Source organism: Streptomyces sp. NRRL S-495, from assembly GCF_000966955.1.
Taxonomy (GTDB): domain Bacteria; phylum Actinomycetota; class Actinomycetes; order Streptomycetales; family Streptomycetaceae; genus Kitasatospora; species Kitasatospora purpeofusca.
Window position 1 is genome coordinate 1 of sequence record NZ_JZWY01000814.1, and the last position, 11266, is coordinate 11266.

At 73.1% G+C, this 11266-nt stretch carries 11 protein-coding genes; 8 read left to right on the top strand and 3 right to left on the bottom strand.

The window, feature by feature from the left end:
• The coding region (locus VR45_RS33990) for a transketolase C-terminal domain-containing protein (RefSeq protein WP_286163580.1) at window positions 1-760 on the top strand (760 nt) is incomplete at its 5' end.
• Window positions 750-2180 carry an aspartate aminotransferase family protein gene (locus tag VR45_RS33995; RefSeq protein WP_045943762.1) on the top strand — a complete coding sequence of 477 codons (1431 nt, stop codon included), beginning with the start codon at window positions 750-752 and terminating at the stop codon, window positions 2178-2180. The genes VR45_RS33990 and VR45_RS33995, both read left to right, overlap by 11 nt.
• Window positions 2181-2281: 101 nt before the next feature.
• On the opposite strand, the gene VR45_RS34000 is transcribed toward VR45_RS33995, so the two are convergent.
• On the bottom strand, window positions 2282-2554 hold the full coding sequence (locus VR45_RS34000) for a DUF6343 family protein (RefSeq protein WP_045943763.1): 273 nt from the start codon (window positions 2552-2554) through the stop codon (window positions 2282-2284).
• Window positions 2555-2654: 100 nt separating this feature from the next.
• On the opposite strand from VR45_RS34000, the gene VR45_RS34005 reads away from it, so the two are divergent.
• A complete protein-coding gene (locus VR45_RS34005) occupies window positions 2655-2843 on the top strand; it encodes an I78 family peptidase inhibitor (RefSeq protein WP_045943764.1) in 189 nt (62 codons plus the stop codon).
• Between the two features lie 286 nt (window positions 2844-3129).
• Here VR45_RS34005 and fabG read toward each other — a convergent pair whose 3' ends face one another.
• Window positions 3130-3918 (bottom strand): 3-oxoacyl-ACP reductase FabG, encoded by a 789-nt coding sequence (gene fabG, locus VR45_RS34010; RefSeq protein ID WP_045943765.1) that lies wholly within the window; start codon window positions 3916-3918, stop codon window positions 3130-3132.
• 516 nt (window positions 3919-4434) lie between these two features.
• Between fabG and VR45_RS49405 the strand changes: the two genes are divergently transcribed.
• Window positions 4435-5331: a MarR family winged helix-turn-helix transcriptional regulator gene (locus tag VR45_RS49405; RefSeq protein WP_051742929.1), complete on the top strand. Its 897-nt coding sequence runs from the start codon at window positions 4435-4437 to the stop codon at window positions 5329-5331.
• A gap of 210 nt (window positions 5332-5541) precedes the next feature.
• Here VR45_RS49405 and VR45_RS34020 read toward each other — a convergent pair whose 3' ends face one another.
• Complete coding sequence (locus VR45_RS34020; protein WP_045943766.1) at window positions 5542-6405, bottom strand: aldo/keto reductase; 864 nt, start codon at window positions 6403-6405, stop codon at window positions 5542-5544.
• Between the two features lie 270 nt (window positions 6406-6675).
• On the opposite strand from VR45_RS34020, the gene VR45_RS34025 reads away from it, so the two are divergent.
• The 4 genes from VR45_RS34025 to VR45_RS34040 all read left to right on the top strand — a co-directional run.
• Window positions 6676-8499 (top strand): ABC transporter ATP-binding protein, encoded by a 1824-nt coding sequence (locus VR45_RS34025; protein WP_078897124.1) that lies wholly within the window; start codon window positions 6676-6678, stop codon window positions 8497-8499.
• Window positions 8500-8581: 82 nt separating this feature from the next.
• Window positions 8582-10354 (top strand): ABC transporter ATP-binding protein, encoded by a 1773-nt coding sequence (locus VR45_RS34030; protein ID WP_045943767.1) that lies wholly within the window; start codon window positions 8582-8584, stop codon window positions 10352-10354.
• A 154-nt stretch (window positions 10355-10508) separates the two neighbouring features.
• Window positions 10509-10754, top strand: a complete 246-nt coding sequence (locus VR45_RS34035; protein ID WP_052709591.1) for a LapA family protein — start codon at window positions 10509-10511, stop codon at window positions 10752-10754.
• A 65-nt stretch (window positions 10755-10819) separates the two neighbouring features.
• Window positions 10820-11266, top strand: a 447-nt coding sequence (locus VR45_RS34040; protein ID WP_234326436.1) for an ATP-binding cassette domain-containing protein, incomplete at its 3' end; no start/stop codon positions are given.

The window sequence follows — 11266 nt, forward strand, 5'->3', positions numbered from 1 at the left end:
CGTCGCCCTGCACCGGCTCGGCGTCACCTTCGTACTGGACCGCTCCGGCGTGACCGGTCCGGACGGTGCCTCGCACAACGGCATGTGGGACATGTCGATCCTCCAGGTCGTCCCCGGGCTGCGGCTCGCCGCCCCGCGCGACGCCGACGAACTGCGCGCCCAGCTGCGCGAGGCGGTGGACGTCGCCGACGCCCCGACCGTGGTGCGCTTCCCCAAGGCGACCATCGGCCCGGCCGTCCCCGCGATCGAGCGGGTCGGCGGCGTGGACGTGCTGCTGCGCACCGGGGAGCTGCCGGAGATCCTGCTGGTCACCGTCGGTACCACGGCCGCCGCCGGGCTGGACGCGGCCCGGCTGCTGCTCGCCGAGGGGTTCACCGCGACCGTGGTCGACCCGCGCTGGGTCAAGCCGGTCGACCCGGCCCTGCCGGAGCTCGCCGCCCGGCACCGGCTGGTGGTCACGGTCGAGGACAACGGCCGTACCGGCGGCGTCGGTGCGGCGATCGCCCAGGCGCTGCGGGACGCCGACGTGGACGTCCCGGTGCGGGTGCTGGGCCTGCCGCAGGAGTTCCTCGGGCACGCCGCGCGCGGGGAGATCCTGGAGGAGACCGGGCTGACCGGTACCGGGGTCGCCGCCCAGACCGCCGCCTTCGCCAAGCACCTGCTTCCGGCCGGTGGACTGCCGGACCGGGGGCGTTCCGACCGGGACCTTCCGAACCGGGACCTTCCGAACCGAGGAGCGAACCAGCGCCATGCCGGCTGACCCCGACGATCGCACCGCTCAGCGTCCCGACCGCGCCGCACCGGGCTTCGACCTGGCCGCCCTGCTCGCCGAGCGGGGCAAGGAGCGGTACGAGCTGCAGAGCCGCTACCTGAATCCGCAGCTGGCCCGGATGCTGCACACCATCGGCTTCGACAAGTACTACGAGCGGGCCCGGGGCCAGTACTTCTACGACGCCGAGGGCAACGAGTACCTCGACATGCTGGCCGGCTTCGGCATCTTCGCCCTGGGGCGCCACCACCCAGTGGTCCGCTCGGCCGTCCAGCAGGTGATGGACCTCGACCTGCCGGACCTGGTCCGCTTCGACTGCTCGCCGCTGCCCGGCCTGCTCGCCGAGCGGCTGCTGTCGTACACGCCGGGGCTGGACCGGGTGTTCTTCGGCAACAGCGGCACCGAGGCGGTCGAGACGGCGCTGAAGTTCGCCCGGTACGCCACCGGCCGCCGCCGGATCCTGTACGCGGACCACGCCTTCCACGGGCTGACCACCGGCTCCCTGTCGGTGAACGGCGAGAACGGGTTCCGCAAGGGCTTCGACCCGCTGCTGCCGGACACCGCGATCCCGCTCGGCGATCTCGGGGCGCTGGCCAAGGAGCTGAAGCGCGGTGACGTCGCGGCGCTGATCGTCGAGCCGATCCAGGGCAAGGGTGTGCAGGCGCCGCCGCCCGGCTGGCTGCGGGCCGCCCAGGACCTGCTGCACGAGCACAAGGCGCTGCTGATCTGCGACGAGGTGCAGACCGGGATCGGGCGCACCGGCGAGTTCTTCGCCTACCAGGACGAGGAGGGCGTGCTGCCGGACCTGGTGTGCGCGGCCAAGGCGCTCTCCGGCGGTTATGTGCCGGTGGGGGCGACCCTCGGCAAGGGCTGGATCTTCGAGAAGGTGTACTCCTCGATGGACCGGGTGCTGGTGCACTCGGCCAGCTTCGGTTCCAACGCGCAGGCGATGGCGGCCGGGCTGGCGACCCTGGAGGTGATCCGGGACGAGCAGGTGGTGGAGAACGCCCGCAAGGTGGGCGACTACTTCCGGGCGCGGCTGACCGCGCTGGTCGACCGGTACGAGCTGCTCGCCGAGGTGCGGGGGCGCGGGCTGATGATCGGGATCGAGTTCGGGCGGCCGAAGTCGTTGAAGCTGCGGACCGGCTGGACGGCCCTCCAGGCGGCCCGCAAGGGGCTGTTCGCCCAGATGGTGGTGGTGCCGCTGCTGCAGCGGCACCGGATCCTCACCCAGGTGTCCGGGGACCATCTGGAGGTGATCAAGCTGATTCCGCCGCTGATCATCACCGAGCGGGACGTGGACCGGTTCGTGGAGGCGTTCACCGAGGTGATGGAGGACGCGCACCGGGGGAGCGGCCTGATGTGGGACTTCGGGCGGACGCTGGTGAAGCAGGCGGTCGGCGGCCGCTGAGTTCGCGCGGACGCGTTTCGCGGGGTGGGGGCGGGTCGCCCGGGTCGCCGGGTCACAGGGTCGCCGGGGCGCCGGGTTCCCACCCCGCGGGAGACCGCGGGTCAGAGCTCGGTCCGGCGGCGCCGGACCACGATGACGAGATCGACGGCGGCGAACAGGGTGAGGATCCCGCAGGCCACGGCGAAGCCGGTGAGGGTGCCCTGGCTCGGCGCACCCATTTCGGGGGCGTTCGCGGCCCAGACCGCGAACCCCGCGGTGGCCAGCGCGAACAGCGGGGTGAAGGTCAGCGAGAGCAGGTAGCGCAGCTTGAGGTCGCTGCGGGCGGTGGCGGGTTCGGTGCCGCTGTGCCACCGCCGCGGGGTCGTGGCGGGCATCCGCGGTCACCTCCCGGTCCTTGCCGGTTCGTACGGGCGGTCCTCGTACAGGCGGTCTACGATTCCAGCGTACGTCCGCTGGGCGAGCCGGGGAGGGGCGATGACGGACACGGACGCGGAGGGTTACGCGGGGCTGCGGATCGAACGGGCCGAGGAGCTGGCCCGTCGGCACGGGTGGGCCTCGGTGCGGGTGCTGCCGCAGGGCGCGGCGATGACGATGGACTACCGGGAGGGGCGGCTCAACCTCTCGGTGCGGGACGGGGTGGTGGTGCGTAGCTGGGAAGGCTAGGGCGTGTCTGTCCTGTGTCCTTCACTGTCCTTCGCGGTCGTTCGACGGATGTCGGGCAGTAACCCCACAAATGGCCCCGAGGGCATTACCGGAGGCATTCTGAATTCCGCCGCAAAGGCGTTCTCCGATCACTCGAGGCCGCTACGGGATGCTCTGGAGACGTTTTCGGATCGAATGTCCGTATGGTGTTCGTGTGCCTCTTCCCAAATTCAGGCAAAAAAACACGGGGCGGGAGACCGGCCGAGCCGGTTCCCACCCCGTGGTAACCCTGCGTAGGTTCGCGGGTTCAGTCGAGGGGGCCGCCGGCCACGTAGACCACCTGACCGGCCACGTAGACCACCTGACCGGAGACGAAACCCGCGCCCTCGCCGGCGAAGAAGGCGATGGTGTTGGCCACGTCCTCCGGCTCGCCCACGCGCCGCACCGGGATCTGGGTGGCGGCGGCGGCCTTGAACTCCTCGAAGTCCATGCCCACTCGGGCTGCGGTGGCGGCCGTCATGTCGGTGGCGATGAAGCCGGGGGCGACCGCGTTGGCGGTGATGCCGAACTTGCCGAGCTCGATGGCCAGGGTCTTGGTGAAGCCCTGCAGACCCGCCTTGGCGGCCGAGTAGTTGGCCTGGCCCCGGTTGCCCTGGGTCGAGGAGGAGGAGAGGTTGACGATCCGTCCGAAACCGGCGTCGACCATGTACTTCTGGACCGCCCGGGTCATCAGGAACGCGCCGCGGAGATGCACGTTCATGACCGTGTCCCAGTCGGATTCGGTCATCTTGAAGATCAGGTTGTCCCGCAGCACGCCCGCGTTGTTCACGAGCACGACCGGGGCGCCGAGCTCGGCGACGATCCGGTCGACCGCGGCCTGCACCTGGGCGGCGTCGGAGACGTCCGCGCCGACCGCGAGGGCCCGGCCGCCCGCGGCGGTGATCCGCTCGACGGTCTCCCGGCCGGCCGACTCCTCCAGGTCGAGCACGGCGACGGCGTAACCGTCGGCGGCCAGGCGGACGGCGGTGGTGGCGCCCAGGCCGCGGGCGGCGCCGGTGACGACGGCGACCCGCGGGGAGGTGGTCTGCTCGGTCATGCTCGGTCTCGTCTCTCTCGGAGGTCCGCGGACGTCGGAGCGAGTCCGCGGATGTCGCTCGGGTGTCGACCGGGGATCGCCCCGGTGACCGGTCGGACGCGGTTCCGTTCCGGAACGCGGTACTCAGGGAACTCCCAGGAACCGTACGGCGGGCTCTCGGGTTCCGCCGGGCCGATCCGGAGGGCGGATCCGTCCGGGTGGCCATACCCTACCGGCGGGTAGGGAGCGCGGCCAGGGCGAAGGCGCAGGTGACCGAGGGTAAGGACCGACCGGTCGGCTTTCTCCTGCGAACGGGTTACCGGCGGGTCGGCACGACGAGTAAATATGCCAATGTTGCCGAACCTGCGTCTACTATCCGCCCCTGCCTGCCAGCGAGGGCCTGCCGTTTGTATAGTGTCCGCCAGCAGCCACCGGCTGCACGGCTGGAGCGCCCTCCCTCACAGCGGGACGCCCACTCGCCGTTACTGCCCCACCCGGGTGTCCCACACACACCGGGTGTGACATCGGGACGGATACATGGTGCTGGGGGAGATCCCGACGACCCGCGTGTCCGCGCGACTGCAGCAGTCGCCCGGACACCTCATCCGCGTTGCACAGCAGGTCCACACTCGACTGTGGTCCGAACATGTCGGGGCCGATCTCACGGCCCCGCAGTTCGCGGTCCTGTTGGTTCTCGCCCTCGAACCGGGCGCCGACCAGAGGACCGTCGGCGAGCGTGCCTCGCTCGACAAGGCCACAATGGCCGAGATGGTCGCCCGGCTGGTCCGGCGCGGCCTGGTGCTGCGGCGCCGAGACCCGGCCGACGGCCGGCGCAAGCTGCTCGCTCTCTCGCAGAGCGGCGCCCAGGCTGTTCGCGAGGCCACCGGCGGAGTGGTCCGTGTGCAGCGCACGCTCTTCGAGCCGCTCACCTCGGAGGAGCAGCTGGAGATTGTCCGTGTGATGGCCAAGATAGCCAGACTGGAGCCGGCCCAGGTCGCCGTCCTGACGGACGCGCGACCGATGCTGGACGCCCAGAGGGCGATCGGCTACCTGATCAGGGTGAGCCAGCAGGTGCACACCAAGCTCTGGTCGGAGCACGTCGGTTCGGAGCTGACGGCGCCGCAGTACGCGGTGCTGGACGCGCTCGAGCTGGAGCCGGGCGCCGACCAGCGCACGGTGGGCGAGCTCGCTTCGCTGGACAAGGCCACGATGGCGGAGATGGTCAGCCGGCTGGTCCGGCGCGGCCTGGTCCAGCGTCGCCGCGACCCCTCGGACGGGCGGCGCAACCTGCTGTCGCTCTCGCCGGCGGGTCAGGACCTGCTGCACCGCTCGTCCGCGGGCGTGGCCCAGGTCCAGCGGTTGCTGCTGGCTCCGCTGGAGGAGCACGAGCACGAGGCGGCGCTCGCGCTGATCGCCAAGGCGGCGCGGCTGTAGGCGAACGCCTCGGCCGTCCGGCAAAACGATTCGCCATCCGGTCGCTCCGCGGTCGTCCGTCGCTCACCCGTCGGCCGACCGTCCTCGACCGTGGGCCGTCGGCCCCGGACCGGTGACGGTTCGCGGGTCAACACGGCGAAGGCCGCCCTCCCCGATGCGGGAGGGCGGCCTTCGCCGTTGACGCGCGGGCGGGCGGTGCCGCCGGTCCGGTCAGTTCCAGTCGAAGCCCTGCGGGTCCGGGCCGATCCGGGTGCCGGTGGCGACGCCGGCGATCGCGGCGAGGTCCTCGGCGTCCAGCTCGAAGCCGGCGACGTCGAGGTTCTCCTTGATCCGCGAGGGGGTGACCGACTTCGGGATCGCGATGATGCCGCTCTGCAGGTGCCAGCGGAGCACCACCTGGGCGACGGTGCGGCCGTGCTTCTCGGCGATCCGGACCAGGGCCGGCTCGGCGAGGAGGTCCTTGCCCTGGCCGAGCGGGCTCCACGCCTCGGTGGCGATGCCGTGCTCGGCGTGGAAGGCGCGCAGCTCCTCCTGCGGGAAGTACGGGTGCAGCTCGACCTGGTTCAGCACCGGGACGAGCGAGGACTCCTCGGCCAACCGGGTGAGCTGCTCGGTGCCGAAGTTGGAGACGCCGACCGACTTGACCCGGCCGTCGGCGCTCAGCTGCTCCAGGGCCTTCCACACATTGGCGTAGCTGCCGTGCATCGGGCGCGGCCAGTGGATCAGGTAGAGGTCGAGGTACTCCAGGCCGAGCCGCTCCAGGGAGGCGTCGAACTCGCGCAGCACCGCGTCGCGGCCCTGCTCGCCGGACCAGTCGCGGGTGCCGGAGTTCCACAGCTTGGTGGTGATGTAGAGGTCCTCGCGGGCGATGCCGCCGGACAGCGCATCGGCGACGGCCTTGCCGGTGCCGGTCTCGTTCTCGTAGATCGCGGCGGTGTCGATGGAGCGGTAGCCCGCCTCGATCGCGGCGCGGACGGCGGCGGTGGCCTCCGCGTCCGGCACCTGCCAGACCCCGAAGCCGAGCTGGGGGATGAGGTTGCCGTCGTTGAGCTCGAGGCTCGGGATGTTGCTCACGGAAGGAGTGCCCTCTCCTGGTCGTCCACGGTTCCTAGGGGGCAACCGGCGGGGGTGCCGGATTTGTTCCCCGGTCCCGGAGAAATTTTCCGACGCGCGCTACCGGCGCTTGCAGCAGCCTACGGGGTGGGTCCGACGGGCGGAAAACCTGTTGCGCAGATCACATCCGGGTTGGCAGTCTCGCTGCCATGACCTCCTGACCGACCCACGGCCGTGACCCTACCGGCCTGCCCCCTCGCCCTCCGCCCGCGCCGCCTCCAACGGAGCGTCATGCTGCTCAAAACCCTCCCGCTGGCCGACCCCGGCCGTCCGGAACTCTCCTCCCCGCTCGGGTTCCTGCGCTGGCTCCAGCGCGGCCAGCGGCGTGGGCAGGTGCTCGCCACCTGCTGGTCGCTGCTGGAGATGGGCTGCCAGGCGGCCCTGCCGCTGCCGGTCGGCCTCGGTGTCCAGGCCGTCGTCGACGGGGACTCCGGCGCCCTGTGGCGGGCCGGCGTGCTCGCCCTGGTGCTGGCGGCGGTCTCCGCGGTCGGCACCGTCCTGCTGCACCGTCAGGCGGTCTGGAACTGGATCCACGCCGCCTGCCAGGTCCGGCAGCTGGTGGCCCGTCAGGCCTCCCACCTCGGCTCCGGGCTGTCCCGGCGGATCGCCACCGGCGAGATCGTCGCGGTCGGCAGCGGGGACGTCGAGAAGATCGGCTGGTACGTCGAGCTGGTCGCCCGGCTGCGCGGGGCGATCGTGGTCTGGCTGGGGGTGAGCGCCGCGGTGCTGGCCACCGAACCGGTGCTCGGGCTGGCCGTGCTGCTCGGGGTGCCGGTGCTCGCGGCCTCGGTCTGGCCGCTGCTGGGGCCGTTCGAGCGCCGCTACACCGAGCAGCGCGCGCTCGGCGGCAAGGCGACCGAGCTGGCCGCCGACACGGTGGCCGGACTCCGGGTGCTGCGCGGCATCGGCGGCGAGGAGCTCTTCCTCGACCGCTACCGGGCGGCCTCCCAGAAGGTCCGCGCGGCCGCCGTCCGCTCGGCCCGGATCTGGTCCCTGATGCAGGCCCAGCAGGTGCTGCTGCCCGGGCTGTTCGTGGTCGGGATCACCTGGTACGGCGCCCGGCAGGCGGCCGAGGGGCGGATCTCGATCGGCACCCTGGTCGCGGTCTACGGGGCCACGGCCTTCCTGGCCGCGCCGCTGCGGATCCTCGGCGAGGCGGCGCACGCCTGGAGCGTCGCCAGGGTCTCGGCCGGGCGGGCCGTCCGGGTGCTCTCGCTCACCCGGACCGACGGCGCCGGGACGAGCGGGCTCGCCGATCCGGCGCGCTCCGACCTGTACGACCCGGTCACCGGGCTGACCGCCCGGGCCGGGGAGCTGACCGCGGTGGTCTGCGGCGACCCGGACTTCGCCGGCGCGCTGGCCGAGCGGCTCGGCGGGCACGTCCCGGTGGCCGAGGGCGGGCAGCCGGAGCCCTCGGTCCGGCTCGGCGGCGTCGAGCTGGACACCGTCCCGCTGGCCGAGGCGCGGGCCGCCGTACTGGTGCACGACAAGGAGCCGGTGCTGCTCTCCGGCACCCTCGCGGCGCTGTTCGACATCCCCGCCTCCGGCCGGGTCGAGCCCGCCGAGGCGCTCGCCGCCGCCCGCGCGGAGGACGTGCTCGACGCCCTGGTGGACGGCTCGGCGGGCCTGACCGGCCGCGGCGAGGCGATGCGGGCGGAGATCACCGAGCGGGGCCGCTCGCTGTCCGGCGGGCAGCGCCAGCGGCTGGCGCTGGCCCGGGCGCTGCTGGCCGACCCGCCGGTCCTGGTGCTGGACGAGCCGACCAGTGCGGTCGACGCGCACACCGAGTCCCGGATCGCCGCCGGGCTGCGGAAGAACCGCGAGGGGCGCACCACGGTGGTCCTCGCGACCAGCCCGCTGCTGCTCGACCGGGCGGACCGGGTGGTGCTGGTCCGGGACGGCCGGGTGGCCGCGAGCGGCTCGCACCGCGAGCTGATGCGCGGCGAGCCGGCCTACCGGGCCGTGGTGACCCGCGAGGAGGAGCCCGTGCGGGTCGGGCCGGGGGCCGAGGTGCCGGGGGCCGAGGTGCCGGCGCGGGTGGGGGAGCGGTCATGAGGCGCCGCCGCCCGGCCGGGGTGCGCGCCGACGCCGCGCCCCGGTGGAACCGTCCGATCCCGTCCGAGCCGAGGAGTGACGCATGAAGCCCCCCGTCCAGCAGGAGCAGGGGCCGGCCACCACGCTGCCGGTCGGCTCACCGGCCGCCGTGCGCGGCTACCTCCGGGTGCTGGCCCGGCGCCACCGCGGGGCGTTCTCGGCGGTGGTCGGGCTGCACACGGTGGCCACCGTGGCCGGGCTGGTCGGGCCGTGCGTGCTCGGCACGCTGGTCGAGTCGCTGGCCACCGGCACCGCCGGGTCCACCATCACGGTGGCCGTGGCCTGGTACCTGCTCGCGCTGGCGGTGCAGTCCGCGTTCACCTGGTGGTCGCGGCTGCGCGGCGCCGTGCTTGGCGAGCGGGTACTGGCCGACCTCCGGGAGGACTTCCTGGTCCGCTCGGTGGCGCTGCCGACCGGTGTGCTGGAGCGGGCCGGGACGGGTGACCTGGTCTCCCGCGGCACCACCGACATCGACCGGCTGGACAAGTCGGTGCGCGAGGCGGTGCCTGAGCTGGCGGTGGCGATCGTCTCGCTGCTGCTGGTCCTCGGCGCCCTGGTGGTCACCTCGCCGCTGCTCGCGCTCACCTCGCTGCTCGGCCTGCCCCTGCTGCTGGCCTCCTCCCGCTGGTACTTCCGGCGTGCCCCGCAGTCCTACCGGAACGAGTCCGCCGGGTACGCGGCGGTGAACTCCGTGCTGGCCGAGACGGTGGACGCGGGCCGGACGGTGGAGTCGCTGCGGCTCGGCGAGCAGCGGGTCCGGCTGACCGACCGCAAGCTGGCGGAGTGGATCGCCTGGGAGCGGTACACCCTCTGGCTGCGCTCGGCGTGGTTCCCGACCATCGACGCGGTGTACACCCTGGCGGTGCTCGGTCCGCTGCTGCTCGGCGGGCTGTTCGCGCTGCGGGGCTGGATCTCCGTGGGCCAGCTGACCACCGGGGTGCTGTACGCGCAGGCGCTGGTGGCCCCGGTCGACCTGATCCTGCGGTGGTACGACGAGCTGCAGATCGGGCAGGCCTCGCTGGCCCGGCTGGTCGGCGTGCACGAGGTGCCGATGGCGGAGAACGACGACGAGGCCCGGCCGAGCGGGCGGCGGGTCGAGGCGCGGGACGTGCGCTTCGGCTACCGGGAGGGCGCCGATGTGCTGCACGGCATCAGCCTGGACGTCGCGCCGGGCAGCCGGGTGGCCCTGGTCGGGCCGTCCGGGGCCGGGAAGTCCACGCTGGGCCGGTTGCTGGCCGGGATCTACGCCCCGGGCCGGGGCAGTGTGACCCTCGGCGGGGTGGCGCTGTCCCGGATGCCGGCCGAGCGGGTGCGCTCCGAGGTGGCGCTGGTCAACCAGGAGCACCATGTGTTCGTCGGGACGCTCCGGGACAACCTGCTGCTGGCCGCGCCCGGGGCGGACGACGCCGAGCTGCGCGGGGCGCTGGACGCGGTGGACGCCGGGGAGTGGGTGGACGCGCTTTCGGCCGGTCTCGACACCGAGGTCGGTTCCGGTGGCGCCGCGCTGACACCGCCGCAGGCCCAGCAGCTGGCGCTGGCCCGGTTGGTGCTGGCGGATCCGCACACCCTGGTGCTGGACGAGGCCACCTCGCTGCTGGACCCGCGGGCCGCCCGGCACCTGGAGCGTTCGCTCTCCCGGGTGCTGGAGGGCCGTACGGTGATCGCCATCGCGCACCGGCTGCACACCGCGCACGACGCGGACGTGATCGCGGTGGTCGAGGACGGGCGGATCAGCGAGTACGGCAGCCACCCGGAGCTGGTGGCGGCCGGCGGTCCGTACGCGGCGCTGTGGCGGTCCTGGCGGGACGAGGGGTGAGACCGCGCCGCCGACGGAGCACGGTCGGCGGCGCATGACAGAGAATCACGGAGCGTGACGGGAGGTGACCCGGCGCGGGGCGGGGTTGCCCCGTGCGGGTTACTCCCGGGCGCGTGGCCGGGCAAACCCTCCCATTCGCCCGCAGACTGCACGGGTGACCAAGATTTCGGACGGCGCCTCCGGCACCAAGCGCAGTGAGATCGGTGGGATTCCCACCCGGTACATCGGGATCGGCGTCATCGTCGTCCTCGCGGTGTGGTTCCTGTTCGCCAACCTCGACAAGGTGCAGATCCAGTTCTGGGTGTTCACCGTGACCGCTCCGCTCTGGATCGCCCTGCTGGGCACCCTGATCGCCGGCGGGGCCCTCGGCTGGCTGCTGAAGGGGCGGCGCGGACGGTGAGCACCGCCGAGCCGCCACCCGGGCCCGGACCGGCTTCCGGCCCCGGGCCCGGCGGCTTCACCCCGCTGATCGAGATGCGCGGGGTCAACAAGCACTTCGGTGCGCTGCACGTGCTCCAGGACATCGAGCTGACGATCGGCCGCGGCGAGGTCGTGGTGGTGATCGGGCCGTCCGGCTCCGGGAAGTCCACGCTCTGCCGGGCCGTCAACCGGCTGGAGCCGATCGAGTCCGGCACCATCCTGATCGACGGCCGGCCGCTGCCCGAGGAGGGCAAGGGGCTGGCCCGGCTGCGGGCCGACGTCGGGATGGTGTTCCAGTCCTTCAACCTGTTCGCGCACCGGACCGTGCTGCAGAACGTCTCACTGGCGCAGATCAAGGTGCGCGGACGGGCCAGGGCCGAGGCGGACGCCAAGTCCAGGGCGCTGCTGGAGCGGGTCGGGCTGGCCGACCAGGCGGACAAGTACCCGGCCCAGCTCTCCGGGGGCCAGCAGCAGCGGGTGGCGATCGCCCGG

What these genes read in the sequence shown, in the direction of transcription:
- fabG (WP_045943765.1), bottom strand. Translation starts at nt 3,918, where the DNA reads ATGACCGAGCAGACCACCTCCCCGCGGGTCGCCGTCGTCACCGGCGCC.
- VR45_RS34000 (WP_045943763.1), bottom strand. Translation starts at nt 2,554, where the DNA reads ATGCCCGCCACGACCCCGCGGCGGTGGCACAGCGGCACCGAACCCGCC.
- VR45_RS33995 (WP_045943762.1), top strand. Translation starts at nt 750, where the DNA reads ATGCCGGCTGACCCCGACGATCGCACCGCTCAGCGTCCCGACCGCGCC.
- VR45_RS49405 (WP_051742929.1), top strand. Translation starts at nt 4,435, where the DNA reads ATGGTGCTGGGGGAGATCCCGACGACCCGCGTGTCCGCGCGACTGCAG.
- VR45_RS34005 (WP_045943764.1), top strand. Translation starts at nt 2,655, where the DNA reads ATGACGGACACGGACGCGGAGGGTTACGCGGGGCTGCGGATCGAACGG.
- VR45_RS34030 (WP_045943767.1), top strand. Translation starts at nt 8,582, where the DNA reads ATGAAGCCCCCCGTCCAGCAGGAGCAGGGGCCGGCCACCACGCTGCCG.
- VR45_RS34025 (WP_078897124.1), top strand. Translation starts at nt 6,676, where the DNA reads ATGCTGCTCAAAACCCTCCCGCTGGCCGACCCCGGCCGTCCGGAACTC.